This is a genomic window from Candidatus Limousia pullorum (genome assembly GCF_057405065.1).
Genome location: NZ_CM171614.1, coordinates 1,701,078 through 1,725,691, shown reverse-complemented (window position 1 = coordinate 1,725,691; position 24,614 = coordinate 1,701,078). Strand labels below are relative to the sequence as shown.

At 40.8% G+C, this 24,614-nt stretch carries 17 protein-coding genes; 3 read left to right on the top strand and 14 right to left on the bottom strand.

Annotated elements, in window-relative coordinates; all coding sequences use genetic code 11:
- The first annotated feature begins 156 nt into the window (after nucleotides 1-156).
- From hisH to CGICJO_RS07850, 3 genes are all read left to right on the top strand, one after another.
- Entirely contained in the window at nucleotides 157-768 is a 612-nt protein-coding gene (hisH, locus tag CGICJO_RS07860) for an imidazole glycerol phosphate synthase subunit HisH (protein ID WP_087376222.1), read from the top strand.
- 28 nt (nucleotides 769-796) lie between these two features.
- On the top strand, nucleotides 797-1,555 hold the full coding sequence (hisF, locus tag CGICJO_RS07855; RefSeq protein ID WP_486498461.1) for an imidazole glycerol phosphate synthase subunit HisF: 759 nt from the start codon (nucleotides 797-799) through the stop codon (nucleotides 1,553-1,555).
- A 236-nt stretch (nucleotides 1,556-1,791) separates the two neighbouring features.
- The gene (locus tag CGICJO_RS07850; protein ID WP_486498460.1) at nucleotides 1,792-5,025 is read left to right on the top strand and encodes a CotH kinase family protein; all 3,234 of its coding nucleotides are present in this window, start codon (nucleotides 1,792-1,794) and stop codon (nucleotides 5,023-5,025) included.
- A gap of 469 nt (nucleotides 5,026-5,494) precedes the next feature.
- Here the strand turns inward: CGICJO_RS07850 and CGICJO_RS07845 are convergent, their stop codons facing one another.
- The 14 genes from CGICJO_RS07845 to CGICJO_RS07780 all read right to left on the bottom strand — a co-directional run bounded on the left by CGICJO_RS07845 (nucleotide 5,495) and on the right by CGICJO_RS07780 (nucleotide 24,598).
- Complete coding sequence (locus CGICJO_RS07845; RefSeq protein WP_486498459.1) at nucleotides 5,495-6,571, bottom strand: hypothetical protein; 1,077 nt, start codon at nucleotides 6,569-6,571, stop codon at nucleotides 5,495-5,497.
- A 24-nt stretch (nucleotides 6,572-6,595) separates the two neighbouring features.
- Nucleotides 6,596-12,163, bottom strand: coding sequence for a tetratricopeptide repeat protein (locus tag CGICJO_RS07840; RefSeq protein ID WP_486498458.1), 5,568 nt, complete (start codon nucleotides 12,161-12,163; stop codon nucleotides 6,596-6,598).
- A 194-nt stretch (nucleotides 12,164-12,357) separates the two neighbouring features.
- Entirely contained in the window at nucleotides 12,358-13,329 is a 972-nt protein-coding gene (dusB, locus tag CGICJO_RS07835; RefSeq protein ID WP_486498457.1) for a tRNA dihydrouridine synthase DusB, read from the bottom strand.
- A 30-nt stretch (nucleotides 13,330-13,359) separates the two neighbouring features.
- Nucleotides 13,360-14,319, bottom strand: a complete 960-nt coding sequence (locus CGICJO_RS07830) for a putative ABC transporter permease (RefSeq protein ID WP_486498456.1) — start codon at nucleotides 14,317-14,319, stop codon at nucleotides 13,360-13,362.
- A gap of 130 nt (nucleotides 14,320-14,449) precedes the next feature.
- Entirely contained in the window at nucleotides 14,450-14,932 is a 483-nt protein-coding gene (locus tag CGICJO_RS07825; protein WP_087376215.1) for a hypothetical protein, read from the bottom strand.
- Between the two features lie 76 nt (nucleotides 14,933-15,008).
- Entirely contained in the window at nucleotides 15,009-16,097 is a 1,089-nt protein-coding gene (spoIIP, locus tag CGICJO_RS07820; RefSeq protein WP_486498455.1) for a stage II sporulation protein P, read from the bottom strand.
- Between the two features lie 209 nt (nucleotides 16,098-16,306).
- Complete coding sequence (locus CGICJO_RS07815; RefSeq protein WP_486498454.1) at nucleotides 16,307-16,954, bottom strand: V-type ATP synthase subunit D; 648 nt, start codon at nucleotides 16,952-16,954, stop codon at nucleotides 16,307-16,309.
- Between the two features lie 11 nt (nucleotides 16,955-16,965).
- Complete coding sequence (locus CGICJO_RS07810; protein ID WP_486498453.1) at nucleotides 16,966-18,336, bottom strand: V-type ATP synthase subunit B; 1,371 nt, start codon at nucleotides 18,334-18,336, stop codon at nucleotides 16,966-16,968.
- Entirely contained in the window at nucleotides 18,329-20,107 is a 1,779-nt protein-coding gene (locus CGICJO_RS07805) for a V-type ATP synthase subunit A (protein WP_486498452.1), read from the bottom strand. The genes CGICJO_RS07810 and CGICJO_RS07805 overlap by 8 nt, the downstream gene beginning before the upstream one ends.
- Nucleotides 20,108-20,141: 34 nt before the next feature.
- Nucleotides 20,142-20,459, bottom strand: a complete 318-nt coding sequence (locus CGICJO_RS07800; protein ID WP_087376210.1) for a V-type ATP synthase subunit F — start codon at nucleotides 20,457-20,459, stop codon at nucleotides 20,142-20,144.
- The gene (locus tag CGICJO_RS07795) at nucleotides 20,452-21,417 is read right to left on the bottom strand and encodes a V-type ATPase subunit (RefSeq protein ID WP_486498451.1); all 966 of its coding nucleotides are present in this window, start codon (nucleotides 21,415-21,417) and stop codon (nucleotides 20,452-20,454) included. The genes CGICJO_RS07800 and CGICJO_RS07795 overlap by 8 nt, the downstream gene beginning before the upstream one ends.
- A gap of 14 nt (nucleotides 21,418-21,431) precedes the next feature.
- Nucleotides 21,432-22,019 carry a V-type ATP synthase subunit E gene (locus CGICJO_RS07790; protein ID WP_486498450.1) on the bottom strand — a complete coding sequence of 196 codons (588 nt, stop codon included), beginning with the start codon at nucleotides 22,017-22,019 and terminating at the stop codon, nucleotides 21,432-21,434.
- A gap of 54 nt (nucleotides 22,020-22,073) precedes the next feature.
- Nucleotides 22,074-22,553: a V-type ATP synthase subunit K gene (locus CGICJO_RS07785; protein WP_442856055.1), complete on the bottom strand. Its 480-nt coding sequence runs from the start codon at nucleotides 22,551-22,553 to the stop codon at nucleotides 22,074-22,076.
- Nucleotides 22,554-22,558: 5 nt separating this feature from the next.
- Complete coding sequence (locus CGICJO_RS07780) at nucleotides 22,559-24,598, bottom strand: V-type ATP synthase subunit I (protein WP_486498449.1); 2,040 nt, start codon at nucleotides 24,596-24,598, stop codon at nucleotides 22,559-22,561.
- Nucleotides 24,599-24,614 lie beyond the last annotated feature (16 nt).

Sequence of the window (24,614 nt, the reverse complement as noted above, 5' to 3'; positions counted from 1 at the left end):
TTTATTTCTTTAAAATTCTCTTTTCTTTTCTGACAAATTTTAAGTTTGCAGATAAATTTTACAGTTTTTTAAGAATATACACAAATTCTATTGCTTTTTTCGCTTTAATATGCTAATATATTAAACAATTCAAATACGTAAACCTTGGAGGTCACTATGATAGCGGTAATAGATTACGGCGCAGGCAATATTCAGAGCGTTATGAAAGCTTTAAGACACATAGGCTGCGACTGCGTTTTAACAAACAGTCCGGAAATTATAAACAGCGCAAGCGGCGCTATTCTCCCCGGTGTAGGTTCTTTCGGCGATTGCATGGACAACATCGAGAAATCAAATCTTACCGAAGTTATCAAAAACTATGCAAATTCCGGAAAACCCTTTATGGGAATATGCCTGGGACTCCAGCTTCTCTTCCCCGAAAGCGAGGAAAGTCCAAATGCATCCGGACTTGGTCTTTTAAAGGGAACAATAACCAAAATTCCAAAGCAGGAGGGAATTAAGGTTCCTCACATGGGCTGGAACAGCCTTAATATAAGAAAGAACGACGGTCTTTTTAAAGGAATAGAGGGAAATCCCTATGTGTATTTCGTACATTCCTACTATCTCACCGCCGAGGACAAGGACATCGTCAGCGCTGATACATTCTATTCCACTGAAATCCACGCTGCGGTACAATACAAAAATATTCACGCAACCCAGTTTCACCCTGAGAAAAGCGGCGATGTAGGCCTTAAAATTCTCAGAAACTTTGCGGACATGACGCTGTGACGGAATATAAATAGATAGGAGTTTTAATATGTATGCAAAAAGAATAATCCCCTGCCTTGACGTTAAAAACGGACGTGTCGTAAAGGGTATGAGTTTTGTAAATCTTGTGGACGCAGGCGACCCTGTAGAAAGCGCAATTCAGTATGACAAGCAAGGCGCAGATGAGCTGGTACTTTTAGATATAACCGCTTCATCCGACGCCAGAAATATAATGGTTGATATAGTTTCCCGTGTTGCCGATTCTATTTTTATTCCTTTCACAGTAGGCGGCGGAATAAGAACCACGGAGGATTTCAAGGCTATTCTCAGAGCCGGAGCGGACAAGGTTTCCGTAAACTCTGCGGCTGTTAAAAATCCCGATATCATCAACGAAGCCGCTTATAAATTCGGAAATCAGTGCGTTGTTGCGGCAATAGACGCCAAAAGACGTGAAAACGGAGGCTGGGAAGTCTATATAAACGGAGGACGAACCCCAATGGGACTTGACGCCGTAAAGTGGGCTGTGGAATGTGAAAAGCGAGGAGCCGGAGAAATCCTGCTCACAAGTATGGATGAGGACGGTCAGAAGAAAGGCTACGACATTGAGCTTACCAGAGCCGTTTCAGAAAGCGTTGGTATTCCTGTTATCGCCAGCGGCGGAGCGGGAGCTTTGGAACATTTTTATGACGCTTTTACAATAGGTAAAGCCGATGCGGTTCTAGCGGCATCACTTTTTCACTTCGGCGAAATACCTATTCCCAAATTAAAAGAATATCTTACAAATAAAGGAATACCGGTAAGACTTTAAAATAATTTACACCCTATAAATTTTAACAGCACGATAGAGTTTTTATTATATCTATCGTGCCTCTTTTTTGCGTAAATTTGTACATTTTGGTTAATTATTTCAGTAATTGTTATTCAAATTGTGGATAATAGTCAAAAGAAAATGTGATAAATTAGTTAAAAACATAATTGCGAAAAAACCTTAAAGATGATATATTTATATCGAATAAATACCATACAGAAAAGAGGTAAAAATTTATGAAAAGGAAAACAAACAAAGCTTTGTCTGTACTCCTTTCGGCTATAATGCTCGTTTCGGTATTTACGATTGCATTGCCGGAAACCATATCAGTACAGGCAGAAACAACCGGCACAAGCTTCACCTATTCTCTTGACGGCGATAACGCTGTTATCAACGGCTACACCGGAACGGAAAAGGATGTTGTTGTGCCTGACACAATCGACGGCCATAAAGTAACCGGAATTGACGAATTCGCCTTCTTTATGAACTACGGCATTACAAGCATAGCATTGCCTGAATCCGTAGAAAGTATCGGCGACTACGCTTTCTTCCACTGCACAATGTTGAGAGACGTTACTTTCCAGGGTAACACACTTTCCTTTATAGGAACAAGCGCCTTTGAAGGATGTCAGTACATTTCCGAAATAACACTTCCCGACAGCATTTCAGAAATCGGAGAAAGAGCTTTCCTGGGCTGTACAAGTCTTAAAAATGTGACAACAGGCAAAACCGTTGACAAAGTAGGGGCTTATGCTTTCGGTTATGCAAGAAACACATCAAACTGGAATTATGAAAGAGTTTCTATGACAGTTAACGGCTACAGCGGTACTGCCGCAGAGACATATTGCTCTGAGTACGGCGTAACATTTAACTCATTGGGTCAGGGCAACGCTGCACCTGCTGACAGTGGCAAGCTTCCGGAAGAAGAGCTTGATATTCCTGTTTTGAACTTCACTGACTTCAACAACTACACAGACAGCGATAATTCTACCCTTGATATCCGTGACGTGATTTCCAGAAACACAAAGGATTATACAGCAAATACAACAGCTACATATACAGACCCAGAAACAGGTCTTTCCTTTGATGTTTATGCAAATCTCAAGTTACAGGGTAACAGCTCTATGTCTTATCCTAAGAAAAACTTCACAGTTAAGTTTTATGCAGATGAAGCCTTTGACGGAAAGTACAAGGTTGAACTTCAGGACGGCTGGGGCAAGGAAAACAAATATGTTCTTAAAGCCAATTATATGGACCATTCACATTCAAGAAATGTTCTCGGTGCAAAGCTTTGGGGACAGATAGTTCATTCACGTGAAGACACATATCAGCAGCTTTTGGACGCTCCTAACGGCGGTGCTATTGACGGTTATCCTGTAAAGGTTTATATCAACGGCGAATACGAGGGTCTTTACACCCTTAATGTTCCTAAGGATGACTGGCAGTTCGCTATGGGCGACGGTGAAAAGGAAGCATTGCTTGCCGGTGAATCACACGACGGCTCCTGCAACTTCACACAGCCGGGCAGATACGATGAAAGCGACTGGACAATAGAATATCCTGACCCTGATACATGGGTTATAAACTCCTTTGACAATGTTATAAACTTCGTAAGCTTAAGCGATGACCAGCAGTTCAAAGAGCTTTTCAGCAATTATCTCGATTATGATTCCTGCATAGACTACTATGTTTACATGCTGTTTATCTGCGGAACCGACAACTGGGAAAAGAACATGCTTATGGCTACCTACGACGGTCAGCAGTGGTTCCCGTCAGTTTATGATATGGACTCCACATTCGGTATTTACTGGAACGGCGGACATTACAACACAATAGACTGGATGCTTACACATGAGTACATGGGTCCTGACCACGGAACCAATTCTCTTTTGTGGGAAAGAGTTTACAATAACTTCTACGACGATATCGCTGCAAGATATGCAGAATTGAGAGATACAGTTATCAGCGAAAAGAACTTTGTTAAAACATTAAACGACTATATCGGCGACATTTCAAAGGAAGCTTTCGACAGAGATTTGGAAATCTACGGAGGTATTCCATCATCCTCAACAAGTGACCCGAACCAGATAATCAACTACTCACTTGAAAGAATTAACTATCTGGACGAGCAGTTCGGATATGAAACAGAACAGCCTGATGATCCACTTAAAGAGACTCTCAAGGAAATAATCGACAAGGCAAACCTTATTGAAACAGATAAGTACACAGCTACTTCCGTCACATATTTCCGGCAGGAATTGAGCTATGCTGAAGATATCTACAATTCAGCAGTTTCAACAAGCGACGAAATCCTTGCTGCGAAAAAGGGACTTGATAAGGCTATGTCACTTTTGATTTCAGCCGATAATGAAAACTGTCTTGATTTGGCAAAGATTCCACAGAGCAGTCTGACAGCAGTAGCCGCAAGCTATCAAAACGGTGAGGACGGCTCAAAGGCTATCGACGGAAATACAACCACAATATGGCATTCAAATTATTCCGGCGGCAATATGCCTGTTATTTCCGAAAACGGAACTGACAACTATATTACATTTACATTGAATGATGAAAGCATTTCAAATGTAGCCGCTATCTCCTATTTGCCGAGAACCGACAAAAACACCAACGGCGTAATTACACAGTACAAGCTTATGTACAGCACAGAAGCAGACGGTGAAAACTTTGTTGATGTACCGGGCGGAAATGGTATCTGGGCAGACAATAAGGATGAAAAGCTCTGCATATTCTCCATACCTGTAGAGGCAAAGAGAATACGTCTTTATGCTACAGCAACATTGGGCGACACACCTAACAGATTTATCAGTGCATCTGAAATCAATCTCTTCACAACAGATACAACAGCATTGAACAGCGCAGTACAGACTGCCTCCAAAATTGAAGCTGACGGTTACACAGAAGAAAGCTACAGCGCAATGAAAGCCGAGCTTGAAAAAGCTATAGAAATCCTCTCCTCACCTGTTGCATATCAGACAGCTATAAACAATGCATGTACAGATTTGAATAATGCAGTTGAAAACCTTGAAGAAGCTGCTTCAGGTATCACAAAAGAAGAACTTAGAACACTTATTGACTCCGCCTCAGCATTAGACGCTTCTGTCTACACCAAGACAAGCAGAGAAGCTCTTGAAAAAGCTATTGCAGAAGCAAATAGCGTTTATGATAACAGTTCAGCTGCACAGGATGAAATCAACACAGCTTATCAAAACCTCAAATCTGCTGTTGACGGTCTTAGATACTATCTCGGCGATGTAAACCACAGCGGCAAAATTACAGTTATGGATGCAACCTTAACACAGATTTATATTACAAATTCATCAGCTGTAGAAATTGACACAGCTCTTGCTGACCTGGATAACAACTCAAAAATACAGATAGATGACGTATCTATTATTCAAATGATGGCAGCAAGAATTATTACAAGCAACGACGATGGAAGTGTTAACTTATAAAATTTCTGTCTGCTAAAAATTACTAAAACAATTCTTAAATATAACAAAAATGCAAGCTTAAACAAATTTTATTATCTGTAAAGTTTCTTACAGATACCTCAAAACTTATTTGACAATTTCTTTATATAATTAAATTTTTCAATTGACAAACTATAAGTTTCGTGTTAAAATCTTATTGTATTGATGATATTTGAGATATTGTTTTTAATGTTTTTCAAAGAGAAACAGCCGTTTTGACATTTATTTCCAAACGGCTGTTTTTTCTTTGTATAAAATATTATTATTTTGCAAAGAATTCATTTTTTATCAAATCAAGCTTAATTTATTTTTTTTGATTGCACTATTATAAATTGTCAAATTTTTCCAATTTTTACTTTTTCCTTTTATATGCGCAAAACATCACAATATATAGAAAGAAATAAAAAGCTCCATTGAAGATGTTGTGTAACATTCAATGGAACTTTTCCTTTTAAATGTACATGCCGTACAATTTTTTTATTTCCCTGCCGCTTACCCTTTCATTATGGGCAAGCTTATTTCTTATTTCTCGGCAGATTTTCAAATTGTTTCTGTCCTCGTCAGAAATAATTATTAGGTTTTGATTTACTATATATAACAGTGTGCTTAGCTCAAGCTCGAAAGGTTCTGTCACCAGCTCATCTATTGAGTTGTTCACCGGCAAAACCTTTTTTATTTCATTTACATACTTTTCAATGAACATATATCTCCTTTGCTCCAGCATAGGAAAAACCGTTCTCATCTGAGAAACAATAATATCCCTGTCTATTCTGCTGTTCTCTTTCCTGCCCTTTTCCTCTGTTATACCCATACTGTCACAGCATAGGTTATAGGTTTTATGAGGACTGCTCAGCAAATCATCTCCGCTTTTGGCAAGGGAACCGCAAAGCTCGATATTATCGGTGGATAAGTTAAAGGCAAGTTCCGCTATGTACTGTTTCAGAGCATAGGAACAGTTTATATCAAAGGTGTTCATCATGCAGAACATATGCCTGTCGAACTCGTTGGGAGTCATGTTAATTGAAACAAAATACTCCGACTTTGTTTCAAAACTGAATGAGCCAACTGTTTCCAAAATAAATATAGCTCTGTCCTTGCCTTTTCCATGACTATAGGAATTTTTTCTGTATTCATTTACAAAGGCGAGCCACTTGCTGGCTTCATCCTCGGAATCGATGCCCTCTACCCAAACATAAAAGGAATTCAGCGTTATGTTTTCAAGCTCCGAAAGATACTGTGCATAGGTCTGGTCTGGCCAGTAGTCCGCCTGAACATCAGGGGGACAAAGGCTGTTTAAAACCACATAGCCCGGCTGAGAATTTTTATCCGCCTTTATCATCTTAAATGACCTTACGGCTGTGATATCTCCCAGCTGTTTTTTTATTTTATCCACTAATATTTCTTTCCAGGGTATCGGCTCTTTGCAGAACAGAAAAATATTTTTATCTTCGGAAAGAGCATTTTTCAAAAGGTTAAAGGTGCGGACAGGATTTAACATCTGAGTCCACCAAAGTTCTCCGAAACACATATCAAAATCACTCCTTAACCGCTGTTACAGGCTTATAATGCCAAAGATTGCGTCTTCTACCTCTTTTTTTGTTCCCAGTAAATCTCTGAAGCTCTTTGTTCTGAAAGAAAATCTGTCGTTTACTTTTTTAAGAACATTCAAATCGCATAGCTCCTCAAGGAGAGTTTCAATCTGATATATGTCGTGGTTTTCAAATTTTTTAACTTCAAATTCCTTTAAATTTTCAAAGACTTCCGCCGCAGTGCTTCCCTCTGTGTCCTCATATACAAAGGACATATAAGCGATTATAAGTGCTATTATATAATATTCCTCGTCAAGTCTTAAAGTCATTTCAAAGCAGTTTTTAACTGCAAAAAGGAACTCTTTGTCTGTAAGGATTTTGCCTATATGGGATTCTGTTATATTGTAAGGCGGAGTCACAGACTCGTTGTACTCATAGTAGTACTTTTTCATTGACTTGATGAGCTTACTGCAAAACAGCTGAATTATACCAGGGAAATAGTTTGTAGTTGACAGTATATGGGAAATCACTGTTTCGTTGTTGTTAAATGAAAATCCCAGATAACTCAACGGTTTTGTAAGCAGTTCTCTGCCGCAGTCATAATTAAACGGCGTTACGTTTATTGATGAGAAATGAGAAATAACAGAGTTGTTGCCCAAAGCCACACTTCTGTGGAATTTAACGATATCGTGAAGTCCTGCCATTACAAATTTAAACTTGCCGCTTAAGGACTGCTGAATGTCTTTAAGACATACCAAAGGCTGATAATTCACGTTTTTACAGTCGTCAATAAATTTATCCGACTCGTCCATCATAAGAAGCAGATAGTTTATGGAGTTATTGGTGATTCCCATTTTAATTTGATTTGAAAGATTAACCCAGTCATCGGTGATTTCCGAAACTATTCCCTTGAGCATAAGCTCGTTTGAAATCTTTTCTGCGGAAGATTTTATATCAAGTCCGTTTATATCCACAAACAGCGCAACACGTCCGGCTTTCGGGTCATCCGTTTCGTACTGAGCCTTTTTAAGCATGGCTGATTTTCCCAGCTGTCTTCCGCCGTAAACCAGATTTGCTCCCGTGGGCGACTGAATAGAAAGCAATTCGTCACGTCTGCCTATAAACATTTCCGGAGGAATTGTATATGTGGACTCGTAAACATATGGCTGTAAATAGGAAAACGGCATTGTTATGGACATCAATGTTCTGTTGTTTCCTCCGCTTATATAGTGGTTTGCAATATACATTATTGTAACTCTGTCTATAAGCATATAAGTCCACATAAGTGGGGTTTGTTTTACCGTTTTGGCAAGACTTCTTCTTTCGGAAGCGTTAAGGGCGTAGTCCAGTAAAATTATTTTATTGCCGCTTATATTGTCAAGCTCTGTGTATTTATCGATAAGTCTTTTGCTGTCGGAATATCCGTACATGCACACAACGTAAAATCCGTTATCCTTACAGGCTGAGCCAAAGGAAGGAATAGGATGTGAATAAACATTCTTTCCCTTATAATTGGAATTGTATTTTATATGATAAATCTCATTTTTTGCGTCTGTGCTTTCATCAACGGTTTCAATATTTTCCCAGCCCAAAAGATTTAAAAGGGTTGTAATTCTCTCGCTGTTGGTTTTATTTCCGTTGTCAAGCCAGTTGTTTATAAGGGCTTCACCGCCCTTTCTGTCCTTGGCGACATGTATATTTTTTCTTACCGCTCTTCTGAGAGTATATCCTGCGGAAAAAACTGTTTTATAGTTTTCCTCAAACTCATTCCAGAAGCTTTTCAGACACTCTTCCGCATCAAGAGGAGGCTTTGACTCGCTGTCGAAGTCACCCTTTACAATTCTGCTCATCCAGTCCTCTGCCACTGTAAAGAACTGTTTGTCAATGTAGTCGGTAATTGTATCCACAATTTGCTGCTGAGGTTTTTCGCACTCCACAAGTTCGGAAAGCTGTTTTAAAAGTCTTTCTCCGTATGAAACGGCGTCACGCTGTATTTTCTTCATACAGCTGTTTACAAATCTGCTGAAAAATCCGTAATTTTTATTTTCAAGACAATACTGATACCAGTAATGGGTAATAGCTTCAATGCTGTTTAAAAACTGGTCGTATTTGTTTATCTGACCACGGCTGATAGCAAGGCATACGTCGGAATTAAATCTCTCAAGCTTTGCCCTCATCTGCTTTTTTGCCTGTTCTTCAAATATTGAAGCATTTTCGGGAATTTCCCATGTTGCATTATCCTCGGTATGTGCCAAATATTCAGCAATCAGGCCGGCAGTTCCGAAATCGTGACACTCCTCTTCCCTTGAGAAAATTTTCTTTCCGTGGTCAATTATGGTGGCTTCCTGTGCTTCTGCGTGGTCCCTTATTCTCTTAAGCACGTTAAAGTCCGGAAGGTCGCAGAAGGTTGATGTTATCTCAGGCAAATAATTCTGGTCAAGTAGAATATTGCCTGTTCTCAAAAAGTCGGAGAAGTAGTATTTTTTCTTACTGTAGTCCCATGTTCCGTCCAGTCGCCATATAAGCTCCTGTGCCAGCTCTTTTAAAACTGCGCAACCGTAAGCTTCCTGTATCTCCTGAGCATTGCCACATTCCTCAATAAGTTTTTCAAGCAATGGAAGAAGCTGTTTTTTGTATTCAAGGTAAACCGCATAGTTTTCCGTATTTTTCAAATCACAGCCGTTTTTATAGAGCTGAACCCACTCGCAGACGATTTTAATGCAGTTGTTTAATGGCGAGTAAAGGTTGTTTCTAAAGCTTCCCATAAGGTCGGAAGTTTTTCTTTCACAAATGCTTTTGTCCTCTCCCGCTCTTTTCCATGCCTGGTCAATGAAAGCGTCTATCTTTTCTCCATGAATTGATGAAACAGAAATATCATCGCCGTTTTTGATGAATGTTTCTCTGAATTCTTTTTCTATATTTAAGAATCCATCATAGTCGTCGTGGGATACAAAGTACATCATTCTTTCCGGCAAACCGTTGTTCTCGAACAACATAGATTTTGTCAGTTTAAATCTAAGCTGGTTTTTGTCCTCATGGAATACTCTGTTGAAATACCTGTCGTAAGAGTTTACGGCTTCCTTTACAACGCTGTCATGTCTTAACTCCAGCTCGTCCATGTTGACGTTTTGATAATCCGCATATTTATCAATCAAAACAACGTTTGCAATTCTGAAATCGTCCACTATATCCACAATTTCTTTCAGTGACGGGAAACGCTTTAAAGTTTCATCATCGAAATAATCAGCACAGCGGAAATGGGTTTCCTCCGTATTGCCGTAAAATGCACTTCTTAAAAAGGCGGAAGCAAAGCATATTTCTCTGAGCTTTTTGTATTCCGAACTATTCTCGCCACACCTTGTGATTATATCAGTCATGGAATAATTCTGTATTTCCATTGGGTTATCCACCGCAAGACTTATATCACGGTAAATTCCCTCCAATTTTGGATTAAGCAAGGAGGCGGCTTTTAAATATGTAAGGGAAACAGGTATTTTTCCGTCGCCCTTAATGTTCAAGGCGTAATCTATAACTTCCTTTTCCGTCAATTCCAAAGCTTCCCAGCCGGAACAATCTGTATATTCGTAATCCTGAAGCTCCTCAAGGTCTTCAAATTCATACTTTAATGGCGCTTCTTCCTCGGCTGTATTTTCATCGCTGTTATTCTCTTCATTTTCGTTGTTCTCTTCCTGAATTTCCGGTTCCTCTTGTACTTTCTCTGCTTCATCCTCCGGATTTAAGATTACGCTCAGGTTCTTTGCGTTTTCATTGTCCGGGTCGTGTTTCAGTATATTTTCCAAAACCTGAGACGCTGTTCCCAAATCTCCGGTTTTATAAAGACAATAGGCTATTCTGTAAAGAATAACGGAATAATACAATTTCTTAAAACTGTCGCTTAAAGCTTCCTTATTGTTGAGGTATTCCTGCTCCCAGCTTCTGCTCTCATTTTTAGCTTTTTCGTACATATTAAGGTCGCCGGTCTTTTCGCCCATATTGAAGTATATACTGGCTTTGCAATCAATATAGTGAAGTCGTGTAAGCTTAGGTAAATTTGTATCGCTGAGTATTCTGTTTACACACTCCATGCTGTCCTCAAGACGGTTGAGTTTTGTGAAAAGTCCATAAAGTATGGAATTGTACTGCAATCCTATACCGTTAAATTTATCCTTATGCTCTTCATAAAGCTCCAAGGCCTTCTGCAAATACTCGCTTTTATCCTCTTTGTTTGCTATTGTCAAACAACAGTTTATAGCTTCTATAACAGCTTCCGGCACGTGTTCTCCCTCTTCAATAGAACGCTTAAAGAAGGTCAGAGATTCATGGAACCTGTCCTCATTGTCCTTGTTGCTGTTGATATTTCGTCCTATTTGCAGGAAATTGAGCTTTTCTTCCTCGCTCTTTTCAGGAGCAGCTGCATCAGGTTTATTCTGTGCTTTGAACTGCTTTTTCTCCTTAATTGCACAGGCAAAACCGTTTTTAACCTCAAAATCTACAGGTATAGTCTGACCGGTGCTTTCAAGGTTTGAAGAAAATATCTGACTTATTGTTTCGTGAAGCTTGCTGTCGGCTATATCGCTGTATTTAAATCTAAAAGTCCTGTCGTCGCTGAGTATTTCTCCTTTTTCAGAACTCCATGACAGCCTTACAATCTTACCGGAAAGCTTTTCTCCGGGAATACTTGCCTTAACTGTGTTCACTTTTCTTTTGCTTATAAATTCAGCCACTTTATTATTTGGCATAAGATTTCTAAGGAAAAGTACAATTCCCGCCGTATTAACGCTGTTTGAAAATTTCTTTCCGTTTTCTTCATAAAGCACGGTCAGAATTTCCCTCATATAGCTGTCGCTTACGAGTATTGGGTTTCTGTTTATTGCGCTGATTACAGCCGATGCGTCACTGAGCTTAATCATGGTTTTATAAAGCACTGTGTAAACGGTTGCTATATATTCGCTGTCGTGATTTTCGGTAAGAGCTATAGAGGCACAGGCGGCGGCATCCTCCAGGCTTTTGTTTTTATAAAAAGCTATGGCCGCCAAATCGTAGCTTTTTCCCTTTATATACAACTCAGGGTCATACATATAGCATCTTGTATACATATACGCAAGCAGTTTATATGTGTTTTCTCCAAAGGGAGTTTTTCCTGAATAATCCTCAATTGTTCTTTTTAAGTTATTAACGATACCAAGTGCCCTGTCAATATCGTTATTTCTAACAGCAGACATAAAGCTTGTGTATCCGCTGTTAATTATTTTCTTTTCTTCCTTTGTCAGCTCTTTAAAAACACCGGTAAGCTTTGCGTCTGACGCCATAATATTTTTAATCTCTGTCATAAAACTGATTTTAGGAACAGGTGCAGACTGAACTTGTTCCTTCTGTTTAGGAGCTTTTGTGGAGGCGGCAGAAGAAATAAACAGCTTGACAGATTTCACTTCACCAAGCGATATAATATTTTCTTCACTGTCGTTTACTATCTCTATACATTCGTCATCCCGGTCGTTAAGCTTTCCGGTAACCTTCATGCCGTCACTCAAAAGCAATTCTATTTCGCTTCCTATTGGCAGCTGTTTTATCTTTTTTTCTATTAAGTTCATAGCCGATTTCCTTTCCTAAAAATATTTTTGTGCTAAAAATAACACAATTCTAAAAATAGTATCAATATTATATTACAAAACAGAGTTTTTTGCAATATAAAATAGTATTTTTCTTATAAAACATTAAATTTTATGCAGTTTGTCGAATTGACAATAAAAAACAACGCCGTAAATTACAGCGCTGTTTAATAGAATTATTCCTGTGTCTGAGCTTTATATATGAGCTTTGAAAGCTCTATAAGTTCGTCGAAGGTTGTAAGCTTTCCTGCCATGTTTCTAAACTCTGCGGCGCCTTTAAAGCCTTTTATATACCAAGCAACATGCTTGCGTGCTTCTCTCATTCCGATGTACTCTCCCTTATATTCAACAAGCTTTTGAATATGCTTGAGCATTACAGAGATTTTTTCAGCAGGTCCCGGCGGGAAGATAAGTTTGTCTGTGTCAAAATAGGCGTTTATCTCACGGAAAATCCAAGGGTTGCCCAAAGCTCCCCTGCCTATCATAATCATGTCACAGCCTGTTTCCTCCATCATTTTAGAGGCTTCCTCTGCGTTTGTAACGTCTCCGTTTCCTATAACCGGAATGTTTACTGCCTGCTTTACCTGTCTTATGATTGTCCAGTCTGCCGGCGGCTGATAAAACTGCTCTCTTGTTCTTCCGTGGACGGTTATTGCAGAAGCTCCTGCCTCTTCACAGATTTTTGCAACTTCAACGGCGTTTACTGAGTTTTCGTCCCAGCCCTTTCTGATTTTTACAGTTACCGGAACCTCTACGGCATTTACAACTGCGTTTACAATTTCTCCGCAAAGTGGAGGATTTTTCATAAGAGCGCTTCCGCAACCGTTTCCGCTGATTTTAGGGGCAGGGCAACCCATGTTTATATCTATAAATTCCGGTTCAAACTGCATTGCAAATTTTGCGGCATCTGCCATCACCTTTGGGTCGTCACCGAAAATCTGAACTCCGCATGGTCTTTCATCAGGTGATATCATCATAAGTTCTGCACTTTTTTTGCTGTTGAATGATATGCCCTTTGAGCTTACCATTTCAGAAACACAGAACGCCGCTCCGTAACCTCTGCAAAGTTCTCTGAAAGCTCTGTCCGCAGTGCCTGCCATCGGCGCAAGGCAAGCCTTTCTTTGTATTTCCAAATTTCCTAATTTCATTTTAATTCCTCTTAACTTTTCACAAAAAACTTATCTGTCAAACTGATACAAGCTGAACAAATCCACCTTTACTGAATTTGCTGACGCAGCTGTTTCAGTTTCCATGTTATTTTCAGTATTGTTTTCTGTGTTTTCAGAATTTTCTGTTTCCTTGTCATCACCGGCAACTTCATGGAGAACTTCTCCGGTATCTGTAAATATCATATTTGGATAAATAGTAAGCAAAAATTCATCCGGGTAATGGTCGTCAAGGAAATTTCCCACCGCTGTGCTTTCGGCAGTTCCGTTGTGACGTTTTACCATTCGGTCAACCGCCATACAGCTTATTACGCAGTCGAACACCATAAACACAAAAAGAATCCATGTGAGAATAACTCCCACTTTATTCGGAATTTTTTCTATCCATTTCGACATAAATGGGTACAGGAGTTTAATCCAAACTACGGCGAGTATGCCCCAGAATACCGCATACACTAAATCTGTTCTTCCACCCATAAGGCTGTATTTTGAGCCTGAGTAATCCCATGAAACCGTACCAAGGAAATACTCCTGATAAACTGAACAAAGTGTTTCAAATATAGCTCCTATAATAGCGCCCACAAGGAAAGTCCAGGTTTCGCTTTTCTTTCTGAACAGATACAAAACCAAAGTCATGGCAACAGCTCCGAAGCCATAAACCGGATTGAAAGGTCCGTAAATTAAGCCCTGTCTTGACTCATATCTGTGTTCCGTAACAAAAATGCAGAACAAAACTTCAATAACAACACCTACAAAGCATCCGATAAAGAACACCCAAAACAGTTTGTAAAATCCGATACCTGTTGCAAAGGATTTCTTGTTTGTTTTGAAGCTGTCAATCTTTTTAAACTTTTCAATTTTTTCCTGAATAGTCGTAGCATTGTTTCCTTCATTCTCAGCGGGAATCTCTTCTTTTTCAAGATTTTCTTCCTCTGAGGTTTTTTCAGAAACCTTTTTCAGATCTTCATTCATTTTCATTTTCCTTTCTAAACCATATACCTTAAAAGATAATTTATACAATAAAAAACAGGTGATCCTGTAAATCGATCACCTGTTTCTTATAAACACGGTACTCAACCAATAACTACAGCAAAATACAAAATCAGTATTTACGCTTGCCTATAAACATAATAAGCAATATGAGCAAGCCTCCGCCGACAGCAGACCACATAACAGTTCCGGTAAAATAGTCCGCCTTTGTCTGTTCCGCTTCGATAGTTCCTTCTGTCGGAACTTCAAAATCCCAGGGATTTCCCTCGGTTGTTGCCTCTGTCACCTCTACTATTTCTTCTGTTGTACTTTCAGTTGCCTCTGTTGTAGGTTCTGTTGTTGGCTCTGTCGCCTCAGTTGTGGGTTCTGTTGTAGGTTCAGTGGTAGGTTCTGTAGGCGCTTGCGTGGCTTCAGTAGTAGGTTCATTAGATGATTGAGGCTCTGTCTGCTCTGTGACCTGAATTTCTGTTGTCTCTTCTTCAGGGTCAACGGCAAAAACATTTGTTACACAGCTAAACATTAAAATCAAAACAAACAATAAAGCCAGAATTACATCTTTTTTCCTATTTATAATGTTGTTTTTATCGTTCCTCATACTATTCCTTATTTCTGCATTAAGTCACAGCAACTTACTCTTAAATGCTATGCATATTGATTATATCAAAATTTGGTTATGATTGCAACACCTTTGCCAGAACCTTTCCCAAAAGTTCTCCGGTATACTTTGCCTCCTCTAATGTGTTCATATCGGTTCCCACCTCAATAAGCAGAGAGCCGTTGTTTACATTCATATTGTAGGCAAAATCCCCGAAATACAAGGGTCTTGTCATTCCCGGGAACATATCCTCGGCGGTTTTTTGAAGCTTTAAAGCGAATACCAGGTTTTCCTCCCAGAACGGGAAGTTGTATTCCCCTGTTCCGTCATATCCGGACATAATCATAATCTGAGCGGCTTTCTTTCCGTCAAATGTAAAGGTCGGTTTTGTTTTTCCCTGTTCCCCGCCGTAGCCTATAGAATCTCTGTGAATGTCAAGGACAACTTTAATATTAGGATATTTTTCCAAATAGCTGTTTATTGTTTCCAAGCTTCTGTCATAAGAGCCGTTGTAGCTGGGGTTGTCGTGTTGGGTTGTATCATTTATAACTCCTATTCCCTGACGGCTCAGTTCTGCGGCAATTTCATCACCCACTGCGCAGACATTCTGAGAATTATCGGTATTTCTTGATGAATAGCTTTCGTGGTATGTTCCGTTATCATATGACATATAGCCCTCTGTTGCGTGAGTATGTACAATCAAAACCTGAACCTCTCCGCTGTCGTCCATAGTAAAGCCCAAATCCTTTTCCAGCAGTGAACCAATATCTATATCGTATCCTGTTGTATTCTTAACTGATATATTTTCATACAAAGTTCCGGACGCTCCTATGTTTGTTTCAATAACAGGGTACACAGCTTCTCCGGCAAATTCCTCCGCAGGGTCAACGGTTTCTTCTTCCCCGTTGCTTTCTGCGGTTGATTCTGTGTTCTCTGTGGTTTCATCTGTATCATTTTCGGCTAAAGGGTTTTCAGCCATATTTTCGCCGGTTTTCTCAACCTTAACAACCTCATCATTATCCGATATAATCGCCGCAGCTATTGCGCTTCCTCCGGCTTTAAATATAGAATCGGCATTAAAAAACAAGTTTACAACCGCCGCCGCAGTCAAAATTCCTCCTATAACTCCCAGAAATTTTGACTGTCCTTTTTTTCGTCTGTACACCAATTCTCCCACCTGCTTTACTATATCTTTTACTTTAATTCTATGTACAGACTTTTATTATTATTCTTATAGATATGAAAGCAATGTTTTTCAAAGCATTAAGCAAAAGGTCTCGCCCGACATGTAATGAAGTTGATTTTCAATCCTAACTTTTGCATGTCGGTTATAAAAATAAAGGAACGAGCTGAAATCCAACTCGTTCCTGTAATTTAATATCCGTGAGCTTCTTTAAGCATCATATCCTTGACCTTCATAAGTCTTGTCTGTGTGCTTCTTTCGTTTTCGTCAAGCTTCATGGTTATATATCTGATTTTTTCCTTTGTGTCAGGAATCATAACGTGTTCAAGGGCGTTAACTCTTCGGCGTGTCTTTTCGATTTCCGAAGCCATCATAAGGCAGGATTTTTCAATCTCAGCCAGCTTCAGCATATCCGGAAGAATATCCGCCAAGGATTTTACCGCATCGTCAAGCTCAGAAGATGTAAAAGCATAGCCGTAGGAATAAATATCGTTTGGGTCGGGAGTTCTGGTTTTTATATCATAAACCGGAATATAAACGCTCATTACGTTCTTTTCACCGATATCAAGATAGACCTCCTGCTTTGGTGCAAGCAATGCGGCGGAGATAACCTCGTCTGACATTGCGGCAGATGCCAAAACGAAATTCTTATTGGCGTCGCTTATCTTCTGCTCCACTTTCATTCTCAGCTCTTTGTTTTCTTTTACAAGCTCCAAAAAGCGGCGCATAAGCTCGTCACGTTTATCCTTTAAGAGTTTATGACCTCTGGTGGCTGTTACAAGCTTCTTTTTAAGTCTTGTCAGCTCCATTCTGGTGGGGTTCACCTGTGTTGTTGCCATACAATCACCCCTTACTTGCCATAGTACATATCAAGATACTTGTCGTCGATACGTTTCAGCTCGCTTCTCGGAAGAATTGAGAGAAGCTTCCAGCCCAAGTCCAGGGTTTCCTCAATACTTCTGTTGGTATTGTAGCCCTGTGATACATACTGTTTTTCAAACTCGTCTGCAAATTTTGCATAGAGCTTATCAATATCGGTGAGAGCCGCCTCGCCCAAAATAACCATAAGTTCCTTTGCGTCCTTACCACGGGCATATGCGGCAAAGAGCTGGTTCATTGTGTTGGAGTGGTCCTCTCTTGTTTTGCCCTTGCCTATACCCTTATCCTTAAGACGGGAAAGTGACGGAAGAACATCTATAGGAGGAGCAATATTTTTTCTGTAAAGGTCACGGCTGAGGATAATCTGACCCTCTGTGATATATCCGGTAAGGTCAGGAATCGGGTGAGTCTTATCGTCCTCAGGCATAGTCAAAATCGGAATCAATGTGATTGAACCGTTCTTGCCCTTTTGTCTTCCTGCACGCTCATAGAGTGTTGCAAGGTCTGTGTACATGTAACCCGGATAACCACGGCGTCCCGGAACTTCCTTTCTTGCGGCGGAAACCTCACGGAGAGCGTCGGCGTAGTTTGTGATGTCGGTCATAATAACAAGAACATGCATACCTGCATCAAAAGCCAAATACTCTGCGGCGGTAAGAGCCATACGAGGTGTTGAGATACGCTCGATAGCCGGGTCGTTTGCAAGGTTTACAAACATAACGGTTCTGTCGATAGCTCCTGTTTCCTTAAAGCTCTCTATAAAGAAGTTGGACTCTTCAAAGGTGATACCCATTGCGGCGAAAACAACGGCGAAAGGCTCTGTTGTTCCTCTAACCTTAGCCTGTCTTGCAATCTGTGCGGCAAGGTTTGCGTGAGGCAAACCGGAAGCGGAGAAAATAGGAAGCTTCTGTCCTCTAACCAGTGTATTCAATCCGTCGATAGCGGAAACACCTGTCTGAATAAATTCCTGAGGATAGTTTCTTGCCGCCGGGTTCATAGGCAAACCGTTGATGTCCATTCTCTTATCCGGCAAAATCTCAGGGCCGCCGTCTATAGGACGTCCCATACCGTCGAAAACACGGGACAGCATGTCAACTGATACGCCCAGCTCCATGCTTCTTCCCAAAAATCTAACCTTTGAATTTGAAAGGTTGATACCTGCGGATGAGTCAAAAAGCTGTACCAAAGCGTCTGTGCCGTTTATCTCCAAAACCTTACAGCGTCTTACTTCGCCGGCGGCAAGCTCGATTTCACCCAAGTCGTTATAGTTTACGTTTTCAACATTTTTTACAAGCATAAGGGGGCCTGCAACTTCTTCTATGGTTCTGTACTCCTTAGGCATCTTCATTATCCCCCTTTGTTGTCAAATTATTTATACTCTTCTCAAGATTGAGCATGATGTCTTCATATTCTTTTTCTGCGTTCTCGTTTTGAACATACTTAAATCTTCCTACACGCTCTCTCACCGGCAGAGAAACAAGCTTTTCAATATCTGCGCCGTTTTTAAGAGCCATAGTTGACAAATCAAAGTATGCCAAAACAAGGTGCATCATCTTGTACTGTTTGTCAAGAGATGTGTAGGTGTCTGTTTCGTGGAATGCGTTCTGGTGGAGGAAGTCCTCTCTTATTGAACGTGCGGCTTCAAGCTTCAATCTGTCGGGAGCTGAAAGTGCGTCCATACCAACAAGCTTTACGATTTCCTCAAGTTCAGCCTCTTCCTGAAGCAGGTGCATAATTCTTCCACGGCAGTCCATCCAGTCGGAAGCTACGTTTTCCTTGTACCAGTTTGCCATTGTATCAACATACAATGAGTAGCTTGTAAGCCAGTTTACAGCCGGGAAGTGTCTTTTATATGCAAGTGAAGCGTCAAGTCCCCAGAACACTTTAACAATTCTCAAGGTTGCCTGAGAAACAGGCTCGGAAATATCACCGCCAGGAGGTGAAACCGCTCCGATAACGGAAAGGGCGCCCTCTGTATCATCAGAACCCAAGGTAATTACACGGCCTGCACGCTCATAGAACTGTGCAAGTCTTGAACCCAGGTATGCAGGATATCCCTCTTCACCGGGCATTTCCTCAAGACGTCCTGACATTTCACGGAGAGCCTCTGCCCAACGTGATGTGGAGTCGCCCATCAAAGCTACTGAATAACCCATATCTCTGAAATACTCTGCTATTGTGATACCTGTATAAATTGAAGCTTCACGGGCGGCAACAGGCATGTCGGAGGTGTTGGCAATAAGCACTGTTCTCTCCATAAGTGTTTTGCCTGTTTTCGGGTCGATAAGCTCAGGGAATTCGTTAAGAACGTCTGTCATCTCGTTGCCACGCTCTCCGCAGCCGATGTAAACAACGATGTCGGCTTCTGCCCATTTTGCAAGCTGATGCTGAACAACTGTTTTACCTGAACCGAAAGGTCCCGGAACTGCCGCAACACCGCCCTTTGCTATTGGGAACAATGTGTCGATAACTCTCTGTCCTGTGATAAGAGGCATATCAGGTGACAATTTTTTCTTATAGGGTCTGCCCACACGAACAGGCCATTTCTGCATAAGGGTGAGGTCCTGAGTGGTTCCGTCCTCTTTTTCAAGAACTGCGATTGTTTCAGTTACTGTAAACTCGCCCTCTTTTATAGATTTAATTGTGCCTTTAAGCTTGCATGGCACCATAATTTTATGGAGAACTATATCGGTTTCCTGAACGGTTCCTATTACGTCGCCGCCTGTTACCTTTGTTCCCGCTTTAACACATGGAGTAAACTTCCACTTTATATCTCTTTTAAGGGAAGGAACCTCAACACCTCTCTGGAGATTGTTTCCGCTGAGCTTCATAATATCGTCAAGAGGTCTTTGAATTCCGTCGTAAATGCTTCTTATAAGTCCCGGGCCCAATTCAACTGAAAGAGGTGCTCCGGTTGACTCTACCGGCTCTCCCGGACCAAGTCCGGAGGTTTCTTCATAAACCTGAATAGAGGCTTTATCCCCGTGCATTTCGATGATTTCACCTATAAGTCTATGCTTTGAAACCCTTACAACGTCGAACATGTTGGCATCTCTCATGCCTTCGGCGATAACCAAAGGGCCGGCAACTTTTTTGATAGTTCCTATACTCAAATTATATCAATCCCTTCACTGGGTTAAAATTAAATCAATCGTTGAAAATAATGTCGCTGCCCACAGCCTTTTCAACGGCTTTTTTGACATTTGCAATTCCCTTGCCCGTATTTCCGCTTATTCCCGGAATAAGTATAACTGCGGGTATCGGGTTATCATTTGTCTTTTGTATCTCTTCGTCCAAAATCTCCGCCAAAGCTTCGGTGATGTAAATAATACCATAGCCGCTTTCGCAGAGCTTTTTAAAAGCCTTGTGGGGGTCGTCGTTTTCTCCCACATAAACAACGTCAAGCCCAAGGGCAGCAAATCCGTAAACGCTGTCCTTATCGCCTATTACAGCTATTCTATACATACATATCCCTCAGTCTTTCTTTTATTACGGAGTCTGAAAGTCCGTTGAGCTTTCCCGAAAGAATAAGTCTTACTGCGGTGATTTCCTTTTCTTTTCCCAAAATGTATGCCGCAAGAGGTCCTATTGTAAACGGGTCCCACTTCTGCTCCTGCATAAGGGAATTAAGATAGTTATCAGCCCACTTTTCAAAGGCTGAAACACTTATTTTAAGATAAGGCACTGCTGATGTAAACATTGTGCCTGTTAGACAATCGCAAATTTCGTCTATTCCCTTTACCGCAGCCGCCGCCAAAGCGTCCACATTAAGGCAGTCACAATGACAGAGAGCTTTTTTGATAAACTCGCCGCTTTTTGAGGTCTTTGCGCTTCTCACGGCGGTTTTTATATCTGCGCATCCCACTGTAAGCTGAGCATACCAGCGGATAAAGTCGTTATCGCTTTCCATTCCAAGTCTGTATATATGCTCAAGGGCTGCACGGTCTATTATAATATCGCAAAGCTGACCATCCGCTGTCTGAAGCAGTGAAGCCATAGCCTCTTTCGCAGGCTCCTGCAATATATCCGGAAGCTGGGAATAATCCCTGTTTTCCAAAGCTCCTACAATCTGCTGAGGCGAATAGACGGAATGTTTCAAAAGCATACTTTCGGGAGAAACGCTTCTTGTTACAGCTTTCACCGCAACTTTCAGGTTGTGGTAATCGTTTCTTATTCTGAATATATCAAATGAATTGTCGTCCTTAACAAGCTCGTCCATAAGCTCCCATAATTCCTCTGTCTGAATTGAAAGCATATGGGAAATATCGGAGTTGTCGGGAAAATTCCAGCCCTTGTCGGACAATGCTCTCAGACAACTTTTATAATCCGGAAGGGAAAGCAAGCTGTCGATATCGTGTCCGGAAAGAAGCGAAAGCTCCTTGGAACGTATACGGGCAACCGCATATGTGTAATCTGTTGCCATCGGCACAGCCCTCCTTATTTATCAAACAAAACTGCCGAAACCACATCGGTAAGTTTTTCTTTTTCTACTGTAAAAATTGTATCAAAGGTACAGTTTATCTCTATATCACCGTAAATCAACACAAAACCGCTGTCGATTTTTCTGTCAGGCTCTCCCAAGGTCAATTTGCCTGCGGATACCTTGTTGATTTTGGATATAAAGTTTTTATCCATTCTGTCCGTGTCTTTCTTTGAAAAAACAATGACGCCGTCCTGTTTCTCGGAATATTTTTCAACCATCTTTAAAATCAGGCTGAAATATTCCTCTTTATTAAGATTTTTAAGAGAGTTTTTGCTCTTTTCAAGCATATCGGAAATAACGGTCTGTCTTGCCAAAAGCTTTCCCTTTCTTATTTCCAGTTCAGCCGCTGATTTAGCTCTTGCTCTTACGTCTGCGCAGGCTGTTTCACAGCGGATTTCCTCTCTTTTCTTTATCTCCTCACAGTTTTTCTCACCTGCGGACAGAATTTCTTTTGCTTTCAGCTCAGCCTCGGAAATCATAGTTCTGCAGGCTTCCTGGCTGTCTGACTCTATTTTTTTGATAATTTTATCTAATCCATTCATATCCATTCTCCATTACTTAATTTGCAGGTGCAAACAAAATTATTTATCTGTTTATTACATGTTTACGTTTGCAACACCGAATACGGAAAGAATGGAGATAAGGAGAGCAAGAATTGCATATGTTTCAACCATTGCAGGGAGGATAATAGCTTTACCCATCTGGTCAGGCTTCTTTGCAACTGTGCCTATACCTGCAACGGAGCACTTGCCCTGGTGAATTGCGGAAACAAGTCCTGCAAATGCGATTGGCAGTGAGGATGCAAAATAGAGAAGTCCCTGAAGCAATGTGATGTCCTTTGGCTCGCCCAAAATACCTACGTTTGAAAGGATAAGGAAAGCAACGAGCAATCCGTAAATACCCTGTGTAGCCGGAAGAAGCTGGAAAATAAGAACTTTACCGAACTTTGAAGGGTCTTCTGTCAAAACTCCTGCTGCTGCGATACCGGCTTTACCAACGCCGATAGCTGAACCGATTCCTGCGAAAAATGTTGCAAAAGCTGCTCCCAATACTGCAAAAAATAAACCTAAATCCATCATGATTAAATTTCCTCCTTAATATTGTAATGTTTAGTATTGATTTTGAAGGGCATAAACTCCTTGCCGCCGCCCTCATAAAACTTTCCGAAAAATTCAACAAACTGCAATCTGTTTGTATGAACATATGCGCCCAGCGCATTTATACCGATATTCAAGCCGTGTCCTACAACAAATATTACCGCAAAAAGTATCATAGCGATAATACTGTCGCCAAGCATACTGCCTATCTGGTTGAAAACCTGAGCAATAACGCCGGTGGCAAGTCCCAAAGCCAACAGACGGCTGTAGGAAAGAATATCGCTTAAATAGCTTGTAACGCCGTAAAGTCCGTAGGCGCCCTTTAAAAATCTCTTTAAAGGATTTCTGCTCTCTCTTCCGGCAAACAAAAGAATTATTACGGCTCCTATTGCTGCGCAAATTCCGCCGATAGTCAAGAACACCGGAGGAAGTACAAAGCCTGCCATATCTTTCATCATATCAAGAGAAAGCAAAGCCAAAATTCCGCCGCCTACCAGCAAATACCAGCTGAACACATCATAAACTGCATATATGAAATGTCCGTCACGTATATGCATATAGGCTTGGATTCCAAGTCCTGTAAACAGGTGAATAATACCAAGCAGGAAAGAAAACATTAACATCTGCATTGGGTCTACAACCGGATTAAACCACAAAGCCGTGGTGATTCCCGGTATCTGCGGAACCTGTGAAGCGTCCATATGGAGAAATGTCTGACATATAACGCTTACCGCATCTCCGAAGAAGCTTCCGAACATTACTCCCCAGAACATTGTGGAGATACCGCAGTAAAAGAACATCTTTACCGACTTTTTGAAGCCTTCTTCCATATTTTTGAAATGATGAAGAGCCCAGCCGCAGCCTAAGGTCATTACAAGACCGTATCCGGCATCAGAGAACATCATTCCAAAGAAAACATAATAAAAAATCGCCATTATGGAAGTTGGGTCAACCTCTGTATGCTTAGGCATACTGTAGGTTTTCAACACACTTTCCACAGGCTCGCTGAACTTATTGTTTTTAAGCTTAATAGGTGTGTCGTCGTCGCAGACATCCTCAAGCTCAACATAAGCGTCGTATTTTGTTGACAAGGTAGCCGCAAGCTTCCCTGCGTCACACTTTGGCACATAGCCGCAAAGTACAAAAGCATGTTTTGTATTGGCCAAATTTTTTATAACCTGATATTTTTCAGCTCTTAAAACAAAATAGTCCTCAACAAAGGCAAAAGAGTCTTTCATACCACGGAAGCTTTTGATGTATTTTATATTTTTCTCAATTATATCATTGGCTTCCTTTATTTTCATTTCCGCTCTCTTTGCTTTTTCCTGAGGAACAAGGTGTGTTTCAACCACGGGATTTGAAAATCCCTCTTTTCTCAGAGCATTGTAAAACTGCTCTCTGAAATCAGTATGACACATAGCTACAAGGCAAGTAAGCTGAGGCGATGATGAAATAATTTCAATTTTGAAATCAACATTTTCATCTAAGTGAAGCTTTAATGCTGTGCAAATCTCTTCATAGCTTCTTTCAGCAGGAAATGTTCCCACAAACGCCGCTGTCTTTTTTGTTCCCTTAAAATTAAGGGGAATATCAAGATTTTTCCACGGAACAAGGGACTCAATAATTGACTCCTGCTTTACAATTTCGGCTTTGGCATCGGCAATCTTTTTACTTGCCCCCAAAACCTCGTAGACAACACGCATTATCTCGTTCACTTCATCAACGTACATGTAATAGTACTCTTTAGACAGGGGTTTTCTGCCCTCAATGGAGGAAAAAACAGATTTTTCAGTTGGCACATATTCTTCCAATATTGACAGCGCCTGAGCTGCCACGGAAGAATTTTTCAAATATGCAGACTGCTGACTGTCCGTATCTTCCTTAAAGAAAACACTGTCATGGATATCCAGGTCACATACCTCCAGTACCCCTCTTCTTTGCAAGGTTTCAAGGATGGTTTTCCTGTTCTTTTTCAGCGAATAAATCATTATCCGCTGCATTTGAAGTATTGCCAATTTACGCACCTCCGTTGCATAAATT

What these genes read in the sequence shown, in the direction of transcription:
- hisH (WP_087376222.1), top strand. Translation starts at nt 157, where the DNA reads ATGATAGCGGTAATAGATTACGGCGCAGGCAATATTCAGAGCGTTATG.
- hisF (WP_486498461.1), top strand. Translation starts at nt 797, where the DNA reads ATGTATGCAAAAAGAATAATCCCCTGCCTTGACGTTAAAAACGGACGT.
- CGICJO_RS07850 (WP_486498460.1), top strand. Translation starts at nt 1,792, where the DNA reads ATGAAAAGGAAAACAAACAAAGCTTTGTCTGTACTCCTTTCGGCTATA.
- CGICJO_RS07845 (WP_486498459.1), bottom strand. Translation starts at nt 6,571, where the DNA reads ATGTGTTTCGGAGAACTTTGGTGGACTCAGATGTTAAATCCTGTCCGC.
- CGICJO_RS07840 (WP_486498458.1), bottom strand. Translation starts at nt 12,163, where the DNA reads ATGAACTTAATAGAAAAAAAGATAAAACAGCTGCCAATAGGAAGCGAA.
- dusB (WP_486498457.1), bottom strand. Translation starts at nt 13,329, where the DNA reads ATGAAATTAGGAAATTTGGAAATACAAAGAAAGGCTTGCCTTGCGCCG.
- CGICJO_RS07830 (WP_486498456.1), bottom strand. Translation starts at nt 14,319, where the DNA reads ATGAATGAAGATCTGAAAAAGGTTTCTGAAAAAACCTCAGAGGAAGAA.
- CGICJO_RS07825 (WP_087376215.1), bottom strand. Translation starts at nt 14,932, where the DNA reads ATGAGGAACGATAAAAACAACATTATAAATAGGAAAAAAGATGTAATT.
- CGICJO_RS07815 (WP_486498454.1), bottom strand. Translation starts at nt 16,954, where the DNA reads ATGGCAACAACACAGGTGAACCCCACCAGAATGGAGCTGACAAGACTT.
- CGICJO_RS07810 (WP_486498453.1), bottom strand. Translation starts at nt 18,336, where the DNA reads ATGCCTAAGGAGTACAGAACCATAGAAGAAGTTGCAGGCCCCCTTATG.
- CGICJO_RS07800 (WP_087376210.1), bottom strand. Translation starts at nt 20,459, where the DNA reads ATGTATAGAATAGCTGTAATAGGCGATAAGGACAGCGTTTACGGATTT.
- CGICJO_RS07795 (WP_486498451.1), bottom strand. Translation starts at nt 21,417, where the DNA reads ATGGCAACAGATTACACATATGCGGTTGCCCGTATACGTTCCAAGGAG.
- CGICJO_RS07790 (WP_486498450.1), bottom strand. Translation starts at nt 22,019, where the DNA reads ATGAATGGATTAGATAAAATTATCAAAAAAATAGAGTCAGACAGCCAG.
- CGICJO_RS07785 (WP_442856055.1), bottom strand. Translation starts at nt 22,553, where the DNA reads ATGGATTTAGGTTTATTTTTTGCAGTATTGGGAGCAGCTTTTGCAACA.